The sequence below is a fragment of the Edaphosphingomonas haloaromaticamans genome (assembly GCF_001853345.1).
Classification (GTDB): domain Bacteria; phylum Pseudomonadota; class Alphaproteobacteria; order Sphingomonadales; family Sphingomonadaceae; genus Sphingomonas_E; species Sphingomonas_E fennica.
The window spans coordinates 4,149,832-4,168,685 of the sequence record NZ_MIPT01000001.1 but is presented as its reverse complement, the minus strand read 5'-3'; the positions used below and the strand labels follow the sequence as shown (position 1 = coordinate 4,168,685).

General features: G+C 69.2%; 18 protein-coding genes, 1 pseudogene and 2 riboswitches. Of the genes and pseudogenes, 13 read left to right on the top strand and 6 right to left on the bottom strand.

Annotated elements, in window-relative coordinates; all coding sequences use genetic code 11:
- Window positions 1–71 precede the first annotated feature (71 nt).
- The gene (locus BHE75_RS19330) at window positions 72–647 is read left to right on the top strand and encodes a 2'-5' RNA ligase family protein (protein WP_070934899.1); all 576 of its coding nucleotides are present in this window, start codon (window positions 72–74) and stop codon (window positions 645–647) included.
- Window positions 648–650: 3 nt separating this feature from the next.
- On the opposite strand, the gene BHE75_RS19325 is transcribed toward BHE75_RS19330, so the two are convergent.
- Both BHE75_RS19325 and BHE75_RS19320 read right to left on the bottom strand, forming a co-directional pair.
- Window positions 651–1,076, bottom strand: a complete 426-nt coding sequence (locus tag BHE75_RS19325) for a VOC family protein (RefSeq protein WP_070934897.1) — start codon at window positions 1,074–1,076, stop codon at window positions 651–653.
- Window positions 1,077–1,102: 26 nt separating this feature from the next.
- Window positions 1,103–1,411, bottom strand: coding sequence for an alkylphosphonate utilization protein (locus tag BHE75_RS19320; RefSeq protein WP_070934895.1), 309 nt, complete (start codon window positions 1,409–1,411; stop codon window positions 1,103–1,105).
- A gap of 184 nt (window positions 1,412–1,595) precedes the next feature.
- Between BHE75_RS19320 and BHE75_RS19315 the strand changes: the two genes are divergently transcribed.
- Together BHE75_RS19315 and bluB are read left to right on the top strand one after the other, a co-directional pair.
- Window positions 1,596–1,949: a DUF1428 domain-containing protein gene (locus BHE75_RS19315; RefSeq protein ID WP_070934893.1), complete on the top strand. Its 354-nt coding sequence runs from the start codon at window positions 1,596–1,598 to the stop codon at window positions 1,947–1,949.
- A gap of 45 nt (window positions 1,950–1,994) precedes the next feature.
- A riboswitch (cobalamin riboswitch) is annotated at window positions 1,995–2,200 on the top strand.
- Between the two features lie 96 nt (window positions 2,201–2,296).
- Window positions 2,297–2,962, top strand: a complete 666-nt coding sequence (bluB, locus tag BHE75_RS19310) for a 5,6-dimethylbenzimidazole synthase (RefSeq protein WP_084653370.1) — start codon at window positions 2,297–2,299, stop codon at window positions 2,960–2,962.
- A gap of 10 nt (window positions 2,963–2,972) precedes the next feature.
- On the opposite strand, the pseudogene BHE75_RS23565 reads toward bluB, so the two are convergent.
- A pseudogene (locus tag BHE75_RS23565) lies at window positions 2,973–3,794 on the bottom strand (ABC transporter substrate-binding protein); the annotation flags it as partial.
- Window positions 3,795–3,874: 80 nt separating this feature from the next.
- Between BHE75_RS23565 and BHE75_RS19300 the strand changes: the two are divergent.
- The 4 genes from BHE75_RS19300 (at window position 3,875) to BHE75_RS19285 (ending at window position 8,359) form a co-directional block, all read left to right on the top strand.
- Window positions 3,875–4,861 (top strand): FecCD family ABC transporter permease, encoded by a 987-nt coding sequence (locus BHE75_RS19300; RefSeq protein ID WP_015458274.1) that lies wholly within the window; start codon window positions 3,875–3,877, stop codon window positions 4,859–4,861.
- Entirely contained in the window at window positions 4,855–5,631 is a 777-nt protein-coding gene (locus tag BHE75_RS19295; RefSeq protein ID WP_070934888.1) for an ABC transporter ATP-binding protein, read from the top strand. The genes BHE75_RS19300 and BHE75_RS19295 overlap by 7 nt, the downstream gene beginning before the upstream one ends.
- Window positions 5,632–5,652: 21 nt before the next feature.
- A riboswitch (cobalamin riboswitch) is annotated at window positions 5,653–5,844 on the top strand.
- A 134-nt stretch (window positions 5,845–5,978) separates the two neighbouring features.
- On the top strand, window positions 5,979–7,937 hold the full coding sequence (locus BHE75_RS19290; RefSeq protein ID WP_070934886.1) for a TonB-dependent receptor plug domain-containing protein: 1,959 nt from the start codon (window positions 5,979–5,981) through the stop codon (window positions 7,935–7,937).
- Between the two features lie 14 nt (window positions 7,938–7,951).
- Window positions 7,952–8,359: a DUF1636 domain-containing protein gene (locus BHE75_RS19285; protein WP_070934884.1), complete on the top strand. Its 408-nt coding sequence runs from the start codon at window positions 7,952–7,954 to the stop codon at window positions 8,357–8,359.
- A gap of 70 nt (window positions 8,360–8,429) precedes the next feature.
- On the opposite strand, the gene BHE75_RS19280 is transcribed toward BHE75_RS19285, so the two are convergent.
- Entirely contained in the window at window positions 8,430–8,999 is a 570-nt protein-coding gene (locus BHE75_RS19280; RefSeq protein WP_015458270.1) for a TMEM165/GDT1 family protein, read from the bottom strand.
- 288 nt (window positions 9,000–9,287) lie between these two features.
- Here BHE75_RS19280 and BHE75_RS19275 point away from each other — a divergent pair, with 288 nt between their 5' ends.
- Window positions 9,288–9,947 carry a hypothetical protein gene (locus BHE75_RS19275; protein ID WP_070936164.1) on the top strand — a complete coding sequence of 220 codons (660 nt, stop codon included), beginning with the start codon at window positions 9,288–9,290 and terminating at the stop codon, window positions 9,945–9,947.
- Window positions 9,948–9,971: 24 nt separating this feature from the next.
- On the opposite strand, the gene BHE75_RS19270 is transcribed toward BHE75_RS19275, so the two are convergent.
- Together BHE75_RS19270 and BHE75_RS19265 are read right to left on the bottom strand one after the other, a co-directional pair.
- Entirely contained in the window at window positions 9,972–11,126 is a 1,155-nt protein-coding gene (locus tag BHE75_RS19270; RefSeq protein ID WP_070936162.1) for a PQQ-dependent sugar dehydrogenase, read from the bottom strand.
- 92 nt (window positions 11,127–11,218) lie between these two features.
- Window positions 11,219–12,451: an SAM-dependent methyltransferase gene (locus BHE75_RS19265; RefSeq protein WP_070936160.1), complete on the bottom strand. Its 1,233-nt coding sequence runs from the start codon at window positions 12,449–12,451 to the stop codon at window positions 11,219–11,221.
- A 206-nt stretch (window positions 12,452–12,657) separates the two neighbouring features.
- Here BHE75_RS19265 and rimP point away from each other — a divergent pair, with 206 nt between their 5' ends.
- The 5 genes from rimP (at window position 12,658) to rbfA (ending at window position 18,819) form a co-directional block, all read left to right on the top strand.
- Window positions 12,658–13,188, top strand: coding sequence for a ribosome maturation protein RimP (gene rimP, locus BHE75_RS19260; protein WP_070934882.1), 531 nt, complete (start codon window positions 12,658–12,660; stop codon window positions 13,186–13,188).
- Between the two features lie 9 nt (window positions 13,189–13,197).
- Window positions 13,198–14,805, top strand: coding sequence for a transcription termination factor NusA (gene nusA, locus BHE75_RS19255; protein ID WP_015458265.1), 1,608 nt, complete (start codon window positions 13,198–13,200; stop codon window positions 14,803–14,805).
- A complete protein-coding gene (locus BHE75_RS19250; protein WP_070934880.1) occupies window positions 14,792–15,595 on the top strand; it encodes a DUF448 domain-containing protein in 804 nt (267 codons plus the stop codon). Before nusA ends, BHE75_RS19250 begins: the two co-directional genes overlap by 14 nt.
- 21 nt (window positions 15,596–15,616) lie before the next feature.
- A complete protein-coding gene (gene infB, locus BHE75_RS19245; RefSeq protein WP_070934878.1) occupies window positions 15,617–18,331 on the top strand; it encodes a translation initiation factor IF-2 in 2,715 nt (904 codons plus the stop codon).
- A gap of 59 nt (window positions 18,332–18,390) precedes the next feature.
- The gene (gene rbfA / locus BHE75_RS19240) at window positions 18,391–18,819 is read left to right on the top strand and encodes a 30S ribosome-binding factor RbfA (protein WP_070934877.1); all 429 of its coding nucleotides are present in this window, start codon (window positions 18,391–18,393) and stop codon (window positions 18,817–18,819) included.
- Window positions 18,820–18,854: the final 35 nt, after the last annotated feature.

Genomic DNA, 18,854 nt, shown 5'->3' with positions numbered 1-18,854 from the left:
CCCGCCGGGCTGGACAATCGCGGTTGAGAACATATCATGAACATCCGTGATGTTCGATTCGGGTGCGTGCCATGTCCGTCGCCAGTCCGGCCGGGTCCGTCGATCCGGTCCGCCACCGCTTCTTCTATGCCCTGCTGCCGCCGGTGGTGCAGGCCTACAGGATCGATCAGGAAGCGCTCCGGCGCGGCGGCGATCATCATCGGGTGCGGATGGAGCATCTGCACATGACGATGGCGATCCTCGACGATCATGCCAGCTATCCCGAATGGCTCGAACAGCCGCTGGCGGCGGTGGGGGAGGCGATCTGGGCGGCGCCGGTCGCGATCGATCTCGATCGCGTGGTCGGCAGCAACCGATCGGTGGCGTTGCGGCCGGGCAAGCGCAACCGGGCGCTTGGCGATCTCCACCGCCAGATCGATGCCGGGCTGCGGCGGGCGGGCGTGATGCCGCGCGAAGGCTATGGCTTCAGCCCGCACCTCACTCTCTTCTACCGCATCGGCGCCCCCTTTACCGAGGCGGTCGAGGGTTATCGCTGGGTGGCGCGCGAGCTGGTGTTGGTCCACAGCCTCGTCGGCCTCACCCGCCATCGCATATTGGGCCGCTGGCCGCTCAGGGCCGATCCGGGGCCGCAGCTCAGCCTGTTCTGATGCTCAGAGCCAGCCCGGCGTATGGGCATATTCCAGCTTGATGCCGTCCGGGTCCTCGAAGAACAGGGCGTAATAATCGCCCGAATATTGGGGATAATGCGCCGGCGGATCGAGCACCTTGATCCCCTGCTCCACCAGCAGGGCGTGGAGCCGGTCCACATCCTCGCGGCTTTCCGCCCGCCAGGCGATATGCTGCACGCCCGGCGCATAGCGGCGATAGCCATGGTCCTTCAGCGCCGGATCGCAGGGGATGAGCCCCAGCGACGCGCCGCGTCCCTCGGCCGGCAGGTCCCATTCCGCGCCGCTGCCGCCGGATACCCGGCGGTAGCCCATATATTCCAGCACCGGGCCATAGACGCGGATCGATGCCTCGATATCGCTCACGCACAGGTCGATATGGTGGAATGCCCCGCGATTGGTTCCGGCCATATCGATCTCCCTGTCGCGGCTATGCCTCAGCGCTTCTTCACGAACTCCGCGCGCAGCACCAGGCCCTTGATGCCGTCGTGGCGGCAATCGATCTCCTGCGGGTCGCCGGTCAGCCGGATCGACTTGATCAGCGTCCCGCGCTTCAGCGTCTGGTTCGCGCCCTTCACCTTCAGGTCCTTGATCAGGGTCACCTGGTCGCCGTCCGCCAGCACATTGCCCACCGCGTCGCGCACCTCGACGCCGCCATCGGCCGCGGCCGGGCGGGCCGCCGCTTCCGCCGGGCTGATCCATTCGCCCGTCGCCTCGTCATAGATATAGTCTTCGTCGCCGCTCATGTCGTTCCACCTTGCCCTTGAAGCGGGAAGCCCTAGCGGCACCGGCCGCTTCCCGCCACCCGCGCAGCATAGCATCCGCCCCGCCCGCCGGGAACCGCCGGCTCCGCCCGGCCGTTGCCTTGCCCATGCCGGAAGATGCGCGCCGCCGTCCTTCGCTGCGGCGGCCGATGGAGAGGATGCCGTGATGCCCTATGTCGATGGATATGTGCTTGCCGTGCCGGTCGAGAAGATCGACGAATATCGCGAGATGGCCGTCCGCGCCGGGGAGGTGTGGAAGGAGCATGGCGCGATCGCCTATGTCGAATGCGTGGCGGACGACGTGCCTTATGGCGAGCTGACCTCCTTCCCCCGCGCCGTGCAGCAGAAGGAGGGCGAGACCACCATATTCTCGTGGATCACCTATCCGTCCCGCGAGGCGCGGGATGCGATCAACGCCAAGGTGATGGCCGATCCCCGGCTGAAGGGCCAGATGGATCAGGCGCCCTTCGATCCCCGGCGGATGATCTTCGGCGGCTTCCGTTCGATCGTGGAGCTGTGAGCCGCGTCGAGATGTGATTGGCGAAAGCCGGCGAACAGGATAAGGCGCAGGGCACACGCGCCGGTGCCCCTTCGGGGGCTTCGAAAGGGAATGCGGTGCGGGCGGGTTTTCCGCCTCATTCCGCGGCTGACCCTGCAACTGTAAGCGGCGAGCCCGTGGGCCATATGCCATTGGGGATATCCTCCCCGAGAAGGCGGCCCGCCCGGCCCTGACCCGCGAGCCAGGAGACCTGCCGGCGTGATGTCGCTCTTGCCCCGGCCCAGGGACTGGCCGTGGCGCGGTGCTCCGTCTGGGCGACGTGGGGCGGCGGGCGATGCCGTCGCGGTCGTTTGGGCGGGAGGGAGCATTTGGACGGGACGGCGGGCGGCGCGGACGGGCCGCATTTCGATGAAGGGTTCCGGCACGGGCTGGGCCAGCTTCTGGCCTGGCGGCGCGACGTGCGCCATTTCCGGCCCGATCCGCTGCCGCCCGGCCTGCTCGATGAGCTGCTGGCGCTCGCGCAGCTTGCGCCCTCGGTCGGCAATGCCCAGCCTTGGCGCTTCGTCACCGTCGATTCGCCCGCGCTGCGCGCGGCCCTGGCGGACCATGCCGATGCGGAAGCGCTGCGGGCGGAGGCGGCGCTTGTTGCCGATGCCGCCCGGCTGGATCTCTATCGCTCGCTCAAGCTCCACGGCCTGCGCGAGGCGCCCGGCGTGCTGGCGGTCTTCTCGGATGACGGGCCGGAGGCGGGGCACGGCCTCGGCATCGCCACCATGCCGGAGGCGCTGGCTTATTCCACGGTGATGGCGATCCACACGCTGTGGCTCGCGGCGCGGACGCGGGGCATCGGCCTCGGCTGGGTATCGATCGTCGATCCGGCGGCGGTCCGCGCCATGCTCGACCTGCCCGATCGCTGGCGGATGATCGCCCTGCTCTGCATCGGCTATCCGCTGGCGGCCTCCGACGTGCCCGAGCTTGAACGGCGGGGCTGGCAGGGCCGGCAGGACTGGCGGGGCAATGTCGTTGCGCGCTGAGCTGCCGTGCGCCGCGGATGCGGCCGACCTGCTCGGCCAGGCTGCGCGCCGCCGTCACATAAGCGGGGCCGCCGCACACCGTCCATGCCTGGGGCAGGGCGATGCGCGCAATGCGGCTGAGCGCCGGATGGTGCAGCATCTCGGTGCCCTGGTCGGCGACGGTGCCGGTCGCGCTTTCGACGATCAGATAATCGGGCGCGGCCGCCACCATCTCCTCCAGCGAAACCCGCGCCAGCGGGCCCTTGCCCAGCTTGCCGGCCAGATTGACCAGCCCCACCCGCGCCATCAGGTCGTCGATCAGCGTGCCCGTGCCGGTCATGTAGCCGCGCCGCTGGTAATAAGCGGCGACCTGGCCGTGCCCGTTCGCGGGGATGGTCGCGAGATCGGCCTCCATCCGCCGGATCAGCGCCTCGCCGCGATTGGGATGTCCCACGGCGGCCGCCACCAGCCGGATCTGGGCCAGGATATCGGCATAGCTTTCGGCCGGCGGCAGGTTGACGGTGATCCGCTCCCCGCCCTTGATCGCGGCCAGCAGCTCGCGCCGGCGATAGGGGCTGGCGAGGATCAGGTCGGGCTTGCGCGAAAGCACGTCTTCGGCATTGCCGCGCGCCACCGGCAGCCGGGCGGCCAGCGCCGCGCCGGCCGACATCGCCGGATCGCGGGCGAAGGCGGAAAGCGCGGCGATCTGCCCCGGATCGGCCAGCGCCATCAGATATTGATCGGCGCAGAGGTTGAGCGAAACGATCCGCTGCGGCGGTCCGCTTGCGGCGCCGGCCGTCATCGGCAGGCAGGCGGCGGACATGGCCGCGAGGCGAAGGACGATCGCTTTCATCGCGCGCCGGCATGGCAAGTTGCCGGCCGGGGCACAAGCGGCGATCCATGGGATGGAGCATCGGATTTGGGGATGTGGGCATGAACCGGCTGCTTCTGCTCGGCGGGCTCGGCCTGCTCGTTCTCGCGGCCGGCCTCGCATCGCTCGCGGTGGGATCGGTCTCGCTCGGCTGGGCGCGGATGGCGGCGGTTCTGGGCGGCGCGGGCGACGATGTCGCACGCACCATCCTGGTCGATCTCCGCCTGCCGCGCGCGTTGCTCGGCTTGGGCGTCGGCGCGATGCTCGGCGTCAGCGGCGCCACGCTGCAGGGCTATCTGCGCAACCCGCTGGCGGAGCCTTCGGTGCTGGGCGTTTCCAGCACCGCGGCGCTGGGCGCTGTGATCGCGCTCTATTTCGGCCTCGCCAACTGGCATCCGCTGCTGCTGCCGCTGCTCGCCATCGCCGGCGCCTTTGCCGGCCTCGGCCTGCTCGGCCTGCTTTCCGGCCGATCGGAAAGCCCGCTGACGCTGATCCTCGCCGGCATCGCCGTCAGCACGCTGGCGGTCGCCGGCACCAGTCTTTCGCTCAACCTTTCGCCCAACCCCTTCGCGGCGATGGAGATCATGACCTGGCTGATGGGATCGCTGGAGGATCGATCGTTCGAGCATGTCTGGATCGCGCTGCCCTGCATCGCCATCGGCTTGCTCCTGCTGCTGTGGGACGGCCGCGCGCTCGACGCGCTGACCTTGGGGGAGGATGGCGCGACCTCGCTCGGCATCGATCTCCGCCGCACCCGGCTGCGCCTGCTGCTGGGCGTGGCGATCGGCGTCGGCGGCGCGGTGGCGATATCGGGGTCGATCGGCTTCGTCGGGCTGATCGTGCCCCATCTCGTCCGCCCGCTCACCGATCGGTCGCCCTCGGCGATCCTGCTGCCGTCGGTGCTGGCGGGGGCGGCGCTGCTCACCCTGGCGGATGTCGCCGTCCGCATCATCCCGACCACGGCGGAACTCAAGCTGGGCGTCGTCACCGCCTTCCTGGGCGTGCCGATCTTCCTTGTCCATCTGATGCGGGAGCGCCGGCTATGGTGACGATCCGGGCGGAACGTCTGGGCGTGGCGCTGGGCCGCCGCGCCGTGCTGGCGGATGTCGATGCCGATCTGGCGCCGGGCAGGCTGATCGGCGTGATCGGCCCCAACGGCGCCGGCAAGTCCACGCTGGTGCGGGCCTTGCTCGGCCTCGTGCCGCTATCCGGCGGCGGCGTGCGGGTGGATGGGCAGCCGGTGGCGCGCCTGTCCCGCGCGGCCCTTGCCCGCCGCATCGCCTATCTGCCGCAGGGGCAGACGCTGCACTGGCCGCTCACCGTGGAACGGCTGGTGGCGCTCGGCCGGCTGCCGCATCTGGCGCCGCTGTCGCGGATCGGCGAGGCGGATGTCGCCGCGATCGACCGGGCGATCGAGCAGGCGGATATCGGGCACCTGCGCGGCCGGGTGGCGACCGAGCTTTCCGGCGGCGAGCGCGCGCGCGTGCTGCTGGCCCGCGCGCTGGCGGTGGAGGCGCCCGCGCTGATCGCGGACGAGCCGCTGGCCGCGCTCGATCCCGGCCATCAGCTCGAGGTGATGGCGCTGCTGCGCCGCCAGGCCGATGCCGGCGCGCTGGTAGTGGCCGTGCTCCACGATCTTTCGCTCGCCGCCGGCCATTGCGATCGGCTGCTGCTGCTGCATCACGGCCGGCTGGTGGCGGATGGCCCGCCCGATCGGGTGCTGACGGCCGATCGGCTGGCCGACGTCTACGGCGTCCGCGCCTGGATCGGCGAGGTAGAAGGGCGCCGGCTGGTGGTGCCGATCAGCCATCATGGTTGACCGGCCCGGCCCGGCCGGACTATCGCCCCCGTCGCGACAGGTTCCCCGGCGACGGGGATGAAAAGGGAACGGGGTGGAATACCCCGGCTGCCCCTGCAACTGTAAGCGGTGAGCCATCGGGCCATATGCCATTGGGACGTCCCGTCCCGAGAAGGCGGCCCGGACCGGCGCTGACCCGCGAGCCAGGAGACCTGCCCGTCGCGGTCGTCCTTCGTCCGGCCAGGGTGCGCCGAGCGGACGGGTTTGCCCCGCGCGACGACATCGTGGCCGCGTTCGCGCGGGGGGCGAGGTCGATCATCCTGTCTCCCCGAACGGCGCGGCATGTCCGCCTTTTGGGGATATGTTCGATGTTGAGATCTGTTCTTCTTACCAGTTTCCTCCTGTCCGCGCCGGCCTTTGCCGAGGTGCAGGTGGCACCCGTGCCCGATGCGGCGACGCCGCCGGATTATGATGGCGGCGCGATCATCGTCACCGCCACCCGCGCGCCCATCGCCATCGATCGGCTGGCCTCCTCCGTCACGGTGCTGGACAAGGCGGCGATCGACCGCGCCCAGGATATCGGCGTCACCGAGCTGCTGTGGCGGACGCCCGGCGTCACCGTTTCGCGCAACGGCGGTTACGGCACCGTCACCTCCGTCCGCATCCGCGGCGCCGAGGCGGAGCAGACGGTGGTGGTGATCGACGGCGTCAAGCTCAACGATCCGTCCTCCACCAGCGGCGGCTATAATTTCGCCAACCTGCTGGTCGGCGATGCCCAGCGGATCGAGGTGCTGCGCGGGCCGCAGTCGATCCTGTGGGGCAGCCAGGCCATTGGCGGCGTCGTCAACGTCGTCACCGCCATGCCGGAAAAGGATCTGGAGGCGAGCTTCGATGTCGAGGCGGGATCGCGCGACACCGTGAACGCCCGCGCCGGCCTTGGCGGCCGCACCGGGCCGCTGGCCTGGCGGATCGGCGGCAACGTCTTCACCACGGACGGCATTTCCGCCATCCGCGCCGATCAGGGCGGAGGCGAGCGGGACGGTTACAGCAACCGCAGCCTCACCGGCCGGGCCGAGCTGGAGATCGCCGACGGCGTCAGCGCCGACGTTCGCGGCTATTATTCGCGCGGGCGGACGGAGATAGACGGCTTTGCCGGGGATACGGCGGAATATGGCATCAACCGCGAATTCGTGGGCTATGCCGGCCTGAACGTCGCGCTGCTGGACGGCCGGTTCCGCAACCGCTTCGCCTTCGGCTATACCGACACGGATCGCGACAATTACGATCCCACCCGCCAGCGCCAGCAGACCTTCGACGCGGCCGGGCGCAACCGTCGCTTCGAATATCAGGGCAGCTTCGCGATCACCGACACGTGGACGGCGCTGTTCGGGGTCGAGAATGAACGCTCGCGCTTCCGCACCGTGTCGCCGGCGGCCTCGCTCGCCATTCCGGTGCCCGATCCGGTGCGCGGCCATGCCGGCATCACCAGCCTCTATGCCCAGCTTACCGGCGAGGTGCTGCCGGGCCTGACCGTCAATGGCGGCGTGCGGCACGACGACCACAAGACCTATGGCGGCAAGACCCAGTTCGCCGGCGGCGGCGCCTGGTCGCTGCCCACCGGCACGGTGCTGCGGGCGAGCTATGCCGAAGGATTCAAGGCGCCGACGCTCTACCAGCTCTACTCGGAATATGGGAACACCACCCTCTCGCCGGAACGCGCCAGGGGCTGGGAGGCCGGCATCGAGCAGCATCTGTTCAGCGACGCGCTGACCCTGGGCGCCACCTGGTTCGATCGGCGGACGAAGGACCAGATCGATTTCTACAGCTGCCCCTTTCCGGCGCCCACCGATCCCGACGAGATCGATCCGCTCTGCCTGACGCCGGCGGGCGACGCGCGCTTCGGCTATTATCTCAACATCGCCCGCACCCGTTCGCGCGGGATCGAGGCAACGGCGTCGCTGAAGCTTTCCGATCGCCTGCTGGTGGACGGCAATTACAGCTGGATCGATGCGGAGAACCGGGACACCGGAAAGTGGCTGTCGCGCCGGCCCCGCAACGCCGCCAACGGATCGATCAGCTACCAATGGCCGTTCGGGCTGACCACGGGCGCTGCCGTCCGCTGGGCGGGCAAGAGCTACGACGATGCCGGCAACAACCGCCGGCTGGACGATTACACGCTGGTGGACCTGCGGGCGGAATATGATCTGGGCGGGGGCGTGCGCCTGTTCGGCCGGATCGAGAACCTGTTCGACGAGGATTATCAGACCGTCTACCGCTACGGCACGCTGGGCCGCAGCGTCTATGGCGGCGTCCGCGCGCGGTTCTGATCGGGAGGGATGAGATGCTGACGCGCGTCGCCGACGGACCCGCCGTGGTCGTCTGCAATAGCTGCCGCCACTCCGTCGCATCCCGCGAGGATGGGGAGGGGGTTCGCGGCGGCGCGCGGCTGGCGGAGGCGCTGCGCGCGGTGCAGGCCACCGATCCGGATACGGCGCATATCGCCATCCAGGAGATGCCGTGCCTGTTCGCCTGCAGCGAGCATTGCACCGTCCATATCCGCGCGCCGGGCCGCACCGGCTATGTCCTCGGCCGGTTCGCGCCGACCGGGGACGCGGCCCGCGCGATCCTCGACTACGCCGTCCGCCACGCCGCGAGCGAGGAGGGAAGGGTGCCCTTCCGGGAATGGCCGGAAGGGGTGAAGGGGCATTTCATCGTCCGGGTGCCCCCGCCCGGTTTCGTCGCCGATTGAACCCTGGTTAGGCACGTCCGGCGCCTGAGCCTTTCCAGGGCGTCTCAGCGCCCTGGAGGCGGGGCCGGCGTTACAGCCAGCCGGCCGTCTGCGCGACGAGCCACAGGCCGATCGCCAGGAACAGGAGCGCCGCGATGGCGTGGACGACGCGCATCGGCACGCGCTTGACCAGTTCGTTGCCCAGGAAGACGGCGGGCACGTTGGCGATCATCATCCCCAGCGTGGTGCCGGCCGTGACCGCGATCACATCGTGGAAGCGAGCGCCCAGCGCGACGGTGGCGATCTGGGTCTTGTCCCCCATCTCGACCAGGAAGAAGGCGATCACCGTGGTCATGAAGGCGCCGAAGCGGGCAGGCTTCGTCTCCACATCGTCCAGCTTGTCGGGGATCAGCGTCCACGCCGCCATGGCGATGAAGGAGAAGGCGACGAGATAGCGGAACCATGTGCCGTCCAGCAGGGCTGCGACATTGGAGCCGATCAGCGCGGCAAGGAAATGGTTGGCCAGCGTCGCCACCAATATGCCGGCCACGATCGGCCAGGGCCGCTTGAACCGGGTGGCGAGCACGATCGCCAGCAGCTGGGTCTTGTCGCCGATCTCGGCAAGCGCGACCAGCGCGGTCGAGGTGAGCAGGGCTTCCATGGACGGTCGATCTCCGGGCCGGGCGGCGATGAATCCAACGACATCGCACCTCCCGCCCGGCCAGGCGAAAGTGCGACGTCATTGGTCTCGCCCGGGCGGTCTCCCGCCCCTGCCGCGCCACGGCCTCTCGACCGAGTATGTTGACGCAGGCAATCCGCCCGTCGGGCGGCTGGCTACTCCCCAGATGACGGCCGCGCATTAGCCCCGATCCGTCGCATTGGCAATGGGGAGGGGGAACCCGGCCCGGTTTCGCGTGTATCGAGCATGAGCTTGAACGAGGAGAATGGAATGCGGGTCGTTATCGCCGCGCCGGTCCTGATGGGCCTGGCGCTTTCCGGCTGTGGGCCGAAGGCTCTTACCTTGCCGGACGACCCGATCGATCGCGCCGCCACCTGCGGCGTGGTGGCGGCGCTCGGCGCGCGGGCGGCCGGCGGCGGCAACGTGGCGGCGGCTCTGCCCTTCGACCGGCAGGCGGGCATCATGCATTACGCCCTGCTGGCGGGCGCCGAGGGCAAGAGCTTCGATCAGTCGCGCGCCGCCGCCGTCGCCGCGCGCATGCCTCAGCTCGAAGCGGGAATCAGTGCTGGCAAGTGGCAGGATCTGGCCCCTGCCTGCGCGGCCGCCTATCCGCAGACGCAGGAGCCCGCCGGCGGCCCGATCGATCTGCCGCAGGATGCGCTGCGGGCGGAGACCGGCTGCTATGCGCTGGGCGCATTCCTCAACAAGACGCTGGGCGGCCCGACCAGCGCCTATAAGGACAGGCTGGCGGAATTCACCCCGATGAACCGCGCGCTGGATGCCAAGATCGGCGCCGGCATCGCCGCGCGCGGCCTCAAGCCCGATGCGGCCGTCGCGCTCAGATCGGAAGCGCTGGCGACGATGGTGAAGCTGGGGCCGCCGGCCGGGGTGATGGCAAGCTGCGTCGCCAGGTTCACGCCCAAGGGGTGATTGGCTCCCCGGCAGGGGGCGGCGCTATCGCCGGGGCGTCAGCCTGAGCAGGCGGCCCTGCGATCCGCGCAGGCCGTCCTCCAGCAGCCAGATCGCGCCGTCGGGGCCCTGCTCCACCTCGCGGATGCGCTGGCCGTCCATGTCCCATTGGTCGGCCTTGGCGGCGCTGGTGCCGTCCAGCGCCACGCGCACCAGCCCCGGCGTGTTCATCGCGCCGATGAAGGCGCTGCCCTTCCATTCGGGGAACATGTCGCCCGAATAGATCATCAGCCCGGCGGGCGAGATGGCCGGCTTCCAATAGACCTTGGGCGCTTCCAGGTCCGGCCGGGTATCGTGATCGGGGATGGGCCGGCCGTCATAATGATCGCCGTTGGATACGATGGGGTAGCCGTAATTGCGGCCGGGCAGGATCAGGTTGAGCTCGTCGCCATGGCGCGGGCCCATTTCCTGTTCCCATAAATTGCCCTGCGCGTCGAAGGCGAGGCCCAGCAGATTGCGGTGGCCGTAGCTCCAGATCGCCGGGTGGAAGCCCCTGGCCGCCAGCGGATTGCCCTTGGCCGGCATGCCGTCGTCGTTCAGGCGGAGCACCTTGCCCAGCGTCGATTTCGGGTCCTGCGCGGGATCGAATTTCTGCCGCTCGCCATTGGTGAAGAACAGATGGCCGTCGGGGGCGAAGGCGATGCGGCCCGAATAATGGCCGTCGCCCTCCACATAGGGGCTGGCGCGGAAGATCACCTGCACGTCGCGCAGGGCCGGGGCGGGGCTTTCGGCAAGGGTGCCGCGTGCCAGCGCCACGCCCTTGCCGCCTTCGCCCTTCTCCGAAAAGCTGAAATAGACGAGCCGGTTCTCGGCGAATTTCGGGTGCAGCACCACATCCATCAGCGCGCCCTGGCCTTCGCTGTCCACCGCCGGAATGCCCGCCAGCGGGGTCGCGGCCTTGCCGTCCGCCGAAACCAGCAGCATCCGCCCGGCCTTTTCCGTCACCAGCATCCGGCCGTCGGGCAGGAACGTCATCGCCCAGGGCGAATCGAAATCGGCGACGACGGTGACGACGAAGGGCTTGTCGGCGGCCGCGCCCGCGGCCGTGGCCGGCGCGGCGGCATTGCCTTCCTCGCCCGCGCCGCCGCAGGCGGCCAGCAGGGCGATGGCCGGCAGGATGAAGGATGTGGGACGATGCATGGCCTGGCTCCGGGTCGGATCGGGATCGTTGCGCAACGTCCTGACAAAAGCGGATGTTTCCCGGAAGGGGCGTCCTTCCGGGAAATATTTTGTCATGCCTTCGCGCGCAGCTCGCGCTCGGCCTCGGCGATATAGTCCCGCGTATAGGGCAGGGCATCGCGGCGGCGGATATATTGGAGCTGGTAGTTGCACATGCCGCCATGGCGGAAGGCCGCGGCCGCGCCGGCAAGGTAGAACAGCCACATGCGATAGAAGCGGGCGTCGTAAAGCGCCTCGATCTCCGCCCGCGCGGCGACGGTGCGATCATACCAGATGTCGAGCGTCCAGGCATAATGGACGCGCAGCGTTTCGAGGTCGGAGAGGATCAGCTTGCTCCGCTCGCTGGCCGAAACCACTTCGGACAGGGCCGGGATATAGCCGCCGGGGAAGATATATTTGGCGGTGAAGGCATTGGTGGTCGAAGGCTTGCCCATCCGGCCGATGGTGTGGATCAGCATCACCCCGTCCTCGGCCAGCAGCGTGCGGCACTTGTCGAAGAAGGTGCGGTAGTGCGGCGGGCCGACATGCTCGAACATGCCGACCGAGACGATGCGATCGAACTGGCCCTGCACCTCGCGATAGTCGATCAGCTCGAACTTTACCCGATCGGCGACGCCGGCTTCCTGGGCGCGGCGGCGGGCGACGGCGAGCTGTTCCTCGGACAGGGTGATGCCGAGCACGTCGACGTCGGCGACGCGATGGAGGTAGAGCGCCATGCCGCCCCAGCCGCAGCCGATGTCCAGCACCTTCTGGCCGGGCTTCAGGTCCAGCTTGGCGGCGATATGGGCCTTCTTGTCGGCCTGCGCCTGTTCCAGCGAGTTGCCGGGATCGGTGAAATAGGCGCAGCTATATTGGCGGTCCTTGTCGAGGAAGAGGTCGTAGAGCCGGCCGTTCAGGTCATAATGATGGGCGACGTTGCGCCGGGACCGGCGTTCCCAGTTGATCCGGTCGAGCCGCGCGAGAATGCTTTGCAGCTGTTCGCGCCAGAAGCTGGCCTTCAGCTTGTCGCCGCCTTTCTCCCACGGCGCATTGCCGCGCAGCAGATCGATGAGGCCGCGGACATCGTCGCCCTCCACGGTGAGGCGGCCGTCCATCCAGGCCTCGGCGGCGCCCAGGCGCGGATTGCGGGCGATGAAGTTGGGCGCGCCCTTGTCGGTGAAGCGAATCCGAATCTCCGCCCAGCCGGGCGTGGCCGTGCCATAGGCCTTTTCAGTGCCGTCGGCGTAGGTGACGTGGAGCACCCCCCGCTTGACGATGCCGGAGAGCATCCGATCGAGTAACCACATCGGCAACCAGCCTCCTTCGCGGACCTTGGTAGGCGAATAGAGCCGCAAAACAGCCGATTATCAAGCGCGCGCAGGCATTGCCGACTCCGCTTGCCGAACGGTGGGCGATCGCCTATATCGCAGTCTCTCTCGACATTGGTGGCATTGGCGAGGTCGGCTCCGCTCCGGGGCCGGCGCCAGGGTCGCATGCTCGACGAAGGAGGCATATGGCGGACGCGGACATCGCCGCATTGACGAAGCTGATCGAACCCGAGGCGCAGGCGCTCGGGCTCGCGCTCGTGCGCGTCGCGATGTTCGGCGGCAAGTCCGATCCGACCCTGCAGGTGATGGCGGAGCGGCCCGACACCCGCCAGCTCGACCTTGCCGATTGCGAGGCCCTGTCGCGCCGGATTTCCGACGTGCTCGACGCCGCCGATCCGATCGAGGAGGCCTATCGGCTGGAGGTCAGCTCGCCGGGCATCGATCGGCCGCTCACCCGCCTCAAGGATTTCGAGGATTGGGCCGGGTTCGATGCGCGGATCAAGGTTGCGCCGCCGCTCGACGGCCGCAAGCAGTTCGACGCGCGCCTCGACGGACTCGAAGGTGAAACCGTGAAGGTGTATGCCGAACGGGTCGGCGAAATCGCGATCCCGTTCGGCCGGATCGCCAGCGCCAAGCTCATTCTGACCGATGCACTGTTAAAGGCCACCGCGCCGCTTTCGACCGAAGGCGCGGACAGGATTTCGAAGGAAGGATAGGACCAAGCCATGGCCACCGCCATTTCCGCCAACCGGGCCGAGCTGCTCGCCATCGCCGACGCCGTCGCGCGCGAGAAGCTGATCGATCGCGAAATCGTGATCGAGGCGATGGAGGACGCGATCCAGCGCGCGGCCCGCGCCCGTTACGGCGCCGAAAACGATATCCGCGCGAAGATCGATCCGCGCTCCGGCGACATGCGCCTGTGGCGCGTCGTCGAGGTGGTCGAGCAGGTCGACGACTATTTCAAGCAGGTCTCCGTCGCCGACGCGCAGAAGCTGCAGCCGGGCGCCGCGGTGGGCGACTTCATCGTCGATCCGCTGCCGCCGATCGAATTCGGCCGCATCGCCGCGCAGGCCGCCAAGCAGGTGATCTTCCAGAAGGTCCGCGATGCCGAGCGCGAGCGGCAGTATGACGAGTTCAAGGACCGCGCCGGCGAGATCATCACCGGCGTCGTCAAGCGCGTCGAGTTCGGCCATGTCGTCGTCGATCTCGGCCGCGCCGAAGGCGTCATCCGCCGCGACCAGCAGATCCCGCGCGAGGTGCTGCGCGTCGGCGATCGCGTCCGTTCGCTGATCCTGTCGGTGCGCCGCGAGAATCGCGGGCCGCAGATCTTCCTCAGCCGCGCGCATCCGGACTTCATGAAGAAGCTGTTCGCGCAGGAAGTGCCCGAAATCTACGACGGCATCATCGAGATCAAGGCCGCCGCCCGCGATCCGGGCAGCCGCGCCAAGATCGGCGTCATCAGCCATGACGGCTCGATCGATCCGGTCGGCGCCTGCGTCGGCATGAAGGGCAGCCGCGTCCAGGCCGTCGTGCAGGAAATGCAGGGCGAGAAGATCGACATCATCCCCTGGTCGCCCGACACCGCCACCTTCGTCGTCAACGCGCTGCAGCCCGCGCAGGTCGCCCGCGTCGTCATCGACGAGGAGGAGGAGCGGATCGAGGTGGTCGTGCCCGATGACCAGCTTTCGCTCGCCATCGGCCGCCGTGGCCAGAATGTCCGCCTCGCCAGCCAGCTGACCGGCAAGGCCATCGACATCTTGACCGAGGCCGACGCCAGCGAGAAGCGGCAGAAGGAATTCGTCCAGAACAGCGAGATGTTCCAGAACGAGCTGGACGTGGACGAGACGCTGGCCCAGCTGCTCGTCGCCGAAGGCTTCGGTAGCCTCGAGGAAGTGGCCTATGTCGAGGCGGACGAGATCGCCTCGATCGAGGGCTTCGACGAGGAACTGGCCGCCGAGCTGCAGAGCCGTGCGCAGGAAGCGCTGGACCGCCGCGAGCAGGCCAATCGCGACGAGCGCCGCGCGCTCGGCGTCGAGGACGATCTGGCCGATCTGCCCTACCTCACCGAAGCCATGCTGGTGACGCTGGGCAAGGCGGGCATCAAGACGCTCGACGACCTGGCCGATCTCGCCACCGACGAGCTCGTGCAGAAGAAGCGCGCCGAGCCGCGCCGCCGCAACGAGAATGCGCCCAAGCGCGCCGAGGACAAGGGCGGCGTGCTCGCCGAATACAACCTGACCGAAGAGCAGGGCAACGAGATCATCATGGCCGCGCGTGCCCACTGGTTCGCCGACGAAGCGCAGGAGGACGCGGCTGCGGATGGCGAGCAATGAGCATCCTAGCGCGATAGCGCCGACGCACCGTCCATCCCGCGCGAAGCCGAAGGGCGGGCCGCGGGCGGGCGGGAAGCATGTCGAGTCCGCACCGGACGCGGGCGGCGAGGACGTGGTCGATACCGGCCACGGCCCCGAGCGCCGCTGCGTCCTTTCGGGCGATCACGGGCCGCGCGACGGGCTGATCCGCCTCGCGCTCGGCCCCGACGGCACCGTCGCCCCCGATGTCCGCGCCAAGGCGGGCGGGCGGGGCGCCTGGATCGCGGTCGACCGGGTGGCGCTGGAAACGGCGATCGCCAAGGGCAAGCTGAAGGGCGCGCTGGCGCGTGCCTTCAAGACGGCCAGCTTCCTGATCCCGGACGATCTTCCCGCCCAGATCGAACGCGCGCTGGAACGCGCGGCGCTCGATCGCCTGGGGCTGGAGGCCAGGGCCGGCAACCTCGTTACCGGCAGCGAACGGATCGTCGATGCCGCGCGCAAGGGGACGGTGGCGCTGCTGCTCCACGCCCGCGACGCGGCAGCGGACGGCACCCGCAAGCTGGATCAGGCGCTGCGAGTCGGCCTCGACATGGAAGGCACGGACACGCGGGGACTCGTAATTCCCGCGAGCCGCGCCATATTGTCGATGGCCTTGGGACGCGAAAATGTGGTACATATCGCGCTTGTCGCGCCGGCTGCCGCCGCGCGCGTTTCCGATGCACTTGGCCGCTGGCGCGGTTTTATTGGACGGAATGGCAGCGCCGAGCCTTGCGATACACCTTCGCAAGGCCCATCGGCGCTACGGAATTGAAGTGAGGGGTTCGGGTACTCGATGAGCGATAACGACAAGCCGAAACTGGGTATGCGCGCGCCCCTGGGTCTCAAGCGCACGGTCGAGACGGGCAAGGTGAAGCAGAGCTTCAGCCATGGCCGCTCGAACACCGTGGTGGTTGAGGTCAAGCGCCGCCGTATCCTCGGCAAGCCCGGCGAGGCGGAAGCCCCGGTGCAGGAGGCGGCAACCACGCCGCCGCCCGCGCCCGCGGCTGCACCCGCCCCGGCGGAAGCGGCGCCCGTGGCCGAGGCTCCCGCCGCCGCGCCCGCGCCCACCCCGGCTCCCGCCCCCACGCCGGCCCCGGTGGCGGAGGCGCCCGCGCCTGCGCCCACCCCCGCGCCGGCCGCCAAGCCAGCGCCTGCCCCGAAGCCGGCCGCGCCGCGCGCCGCCGCGCCTGCGCCGACGCCGCGCCCGGCCTCGATGCGGCCGATGACGCCGCTCGAACGGCGCGAGATGCAGGAACGCCTACTGCGCGAGGCCGAGGAAGCGCGGATGACCGCGCTCGAGGAAGCGCGCCGCCGCGAGGAGCGCGAGAAGCAGGAGGCGACCGAAGAGGAGCGCCGCCGCGCCGAGGAGAATCGCCGCGCCGAGGAGGAGGCCGCCAAGGCCGCCGCCAGGGAGGCCGAGGAGGCCGCCGCGCGCGCCGCCAGGGAAACCGAGGAGGCCGCCCAGGCCGCGACTGCGGCGCCCGCCGCGGAAGCCCCGGCCGGCGAACGGGCGCCCGCTTCGTCCACCCCGCCGCCGCGTCGCTTCACGCCCGTCGTCGCGCCCAAGCGGCCCGAGCCAGCCAAGCCCTCGCGCGATCGCAAGGGCGATGACCGCCGCCAGTCGGGCAAGCTCACCGTCACCCGCGCGCTGGACGACGGCGACGGCGGCGCGCGTGCGCGCAGCCTCGCCGCGCTGAAGCGCGCCCGCGAGAAGGAAAAGCGTGCCCACCAGATGGGCGGCCCCGCCGCCAAGCAGGTGCGCGACGTGATCGTGCCGGAAACCATCACGGTGGGCGAGCTTGCCAACCGCATGGCCGAACGCGGCGCGGACCTGGTGAAAGCGCTGTTCAAGATGGGCATGCCCGTCACCGTCAACCAGTCGATCGACCAGGATACGGCCGAGCTGCTGGTCACGGAATTCGGCCATAACATCAAGCGCGTATCCGAAAGCGACGTCGACATCGTCACCGCCGACGATGTGGACGCGCCCGATACGCTGAAGCCGCGCCCGCCGGTCGTGACGATCATGGGCCATGTCGATCACGGCAAGACGAGCCTGCTCGATGCCCTGCGCGGCACCGACGTGGCCTCGGGCGAGGCCGGCGGCATCACCCAGCATATCGGCGCCTATCAGGTGACGGTGAAGGACGGATCGAAGATCACCTTCCTCGATACGCCCGGCCACGAGGCGTTCAGCGAGATGCGCGCCCGCGGCGCCAACATCACCGATATCGTGGTGATCGTGGTCGCCGCCGACGACGGCATCCGCCCGCAGTCGATCGAGGCGATCAACCACACCAAGGCGGCCGGCGTGCCGATGATCATCGCGATCAACAAGGTCGACAAGCCGGGCGGCAATCCGCAGCGCGTGCGCGAGGCCCTGCTGCAATATGACGTCCAGGTCGAAAGCATGGGCGGCGACGTGCAGGAGGTGGAAGTCTCCGCGCTCAAGCGCACCGGCCTCGACGAGCTGATCGAGAAGATCCAGCTCCAGGCCGAGGTGATGGAGCTGAAGGCCAATCCCGATCGCCCGGCCGAAGGCACGGTGGTGGAAGCCAAGCTGGACAAGGGCCGCGGCCCCGTCGCCACGATCCTCGTTGGCCGCGGCACGCTGAAGGTGGGCGACATCTTCGTCGTCGGCGCCGAAAGCGGCAAGGTCCGCGCGCTGGTCAACGACAAGGGCCAGCAGGTGAAGGAAGCCGGTCCCTCGACCCCGGTCGAGGTGCTGGGCCTTTCCGGCGTGCCGGGCGCGGGCGATCCGCTCTCGGTGGTCGAGAATGAGGCGCGCGCCCGCGAGGTCGCGGCCTATCGCGCCAGCGTCATCCACCAGAAGCGGACGACGGCGGCCCCGGCCAGCCTGGAATCGATGTTCTCGGCGCTGCGCGACAAGCAGGCCCAGCAATATCCGGTGGTGGTGAAGGCCGACACGCAAGGGTCGGTCGAAGCGATCATCGGCTCGCTCAACAAGATCTCGACCGACGATATCCAGGTGCGCATCCTGCACTCGGGCGTCGGCGGCATCACGGAAAGCGATGTCACGCTGGCCGCCGCCTCCAAGGCGCCGATCATCGGCTTCAACGTCCGCGCCAACGCCAAGGCGCGGGAAATCGCCACGCGGGATGGGGTCGCGCTCAAATATTATGACGTGATCTACGATCTGCTGGACGAGATCCGCGCCGCGATGGCGGGCCAGCTCGGGCCGGAATATTTCGAGACTGTCGTCGGCCGCGCCGAGGTCCGCGNGGTGTTCTCCGCCGGCAAGCATGGCAAGGCGGCGGGCCTGCTCGTCGTGGAAGGCTATATCCGCAAGGCGCTCCGCGCCCGCCTCACCCGCGACGACGTCATTATCTACAACGGCTCGATCGCCTCGCTGCGTCGCTTCAAGGACGACGTGCCGGAGGTCCGCGCCGGCCTGGAGTGCGGCGTCACGCTGGAAGGATCGACCGACATCAAGCCGGGCGACTTCCTCGAGACGTTCGAGGTCGAGGAACGCGCGCGCACCCTGTGATCGTTCGCGCCGGCCCGGTTCGCGCCGGGCCGGCGCCCAGCTTGTGAAAAGGCCGCGCCATGCGCCGCAACGAAACCCCCGAAGGCAAGTCCGTCCGCGTGCTCCGGGTCGGCGAGCAGGTGCGCCATGCGCTTGCCGACATCCTGATGCGCGGCGACGTGCATGACGATGTGCTCGCCAGCCACACCGTATCGGTGACGGAGGTGCGCATGTCGCCCGACCTGCGCCACGCCACCGCCTTCGTGAAGCCGCTGCTGGGCGCGGACGAGGAAAAGGTGCTGAAGGCGCTGCGCACCAACACCGCCTATCTCCAGAGCGAGGTGGCGCGCCGGGTGAACACCAAATATGCCGCGAAGCTCAAATTCCTGGCGGACGAGAGCTTCGACGAGGGCAGCCACATCGATGCGCTGCTGCGCCGGCCGGAAATCGCCCGCGATCTCGACCCGGACGATGCCGGCGGTGACGGCGAGGCCGACCGGGACGGCTGACCCGGCCCTTGCCCGGCCCCGTGCCCGGCGGTCAG

Coding starts and splice junctions, on each gene's coding strand:
- BHE75_RS19330 (WP_070934899.1), top strand. CDS start 72: ATGTCCGTCGCCAGTCCGGCCGGGTCCGTCGATCCGGTCCGCCACCGC.
- BHE75_RS19325 (WP_070934897.1), bottom strand. CDS start 1,076: ATGGCCGGAACCAATCGCGGGGCATTCCACCATATCGACCTGTGCGTG.
- BHE75_RS19320 (WP_070934895.1), bottom strand. CDS start 1,411: ATGAGCGGCGACGAAGACTATATCTATGACGAGGCGACGGGCGAATGG.
- BHE75_RS19315 (WP_070934893.1), top strand. CDS start 1,596: ATGCCCTATGTCGATGGATATGTGCTTGCCGTGCCGGTCGAGAAGATC.
- BHE75_RS19300 (WP_015458274.1), top strand. CDS start 3,875: ATGAACCGGCTGCTTCTGCTCGGCGGGCTCGGCCTGCTCGTTCTCGCG.
- BHE75_RS19295 (WP_070934888.1), top strand. CDS start 4,855: ATGGTGACGATCCGGGCGGAACGTCTGGGCGTGGCGCTGGGCCGCCGC.
- BHE75_RS19290 (WP_070934886.1), top strand. CDS start 5,979: ATGTTGAGATCTGTTCTTCTTACCAGTTTCCTCCTGTCCGCGCCGGCC.
- BHE75_RS19285 (WP_070934884.1), top strand. CDS start 7,952: ATGCTGACGCGCGTCGCCGACGGACCCGCCGTGGTCGTCTGCAATAGC.
- BHE75_RS19280 (WP_015458270.1), bottom strand. CDS start 8,999: ATGGAAGCCCTGCTCACCTCGACCGCGCTGGTCGCGCTTGCCGAGATC.
- BHE75_RS19275 (WP_070936164.1), top strand. CDS start 9,288: ATGCGGGTCGTTATCGCCGCGCCGGTCCTGATGGGCCTGGCGCTTTCC.
- BHE75_RS19270 (WP_070936162.1), bottom strand. CDS start 11,126: ATGCATCGTCCCACATCCTTCATCCTGCCGGCCATCGCCCTGCTGGCC.
- BHE75_RS19265 (WP_070936160.1), bottom strand. CDS start 12,451: ATGTGGTTACTCGATCGGATGCTCTCCGGCATCGTCAAGCGGGGGGTG.
- rimP (WP_070934882.1), top strand. CDS start 12,658: ATGGCGGACGCGGACATCGCCGCATTGACGAAGCTGATCGAACCCGAG.
- nusA (WP_015458265.1), top strand. CDS start 13,198: ATGGCCACCGCCATTTCCGCCAACCGGGCCGAGCTGCTCGCCATCGCC.
- BHE75_RS19250 (WP_070934880.1), top strand. CDS start 14,792: ATGGCGAGCAATGAGCATCCTAGCGCGATAGCGCCGACGCACCGTCCA.
- rbfA (WP_070934877.1), top strand. CDS start 18,391: ATGCGCCGCAACGAAACCCCCGAAGGCAAGTCCGTCCGCGTGCTCCGG.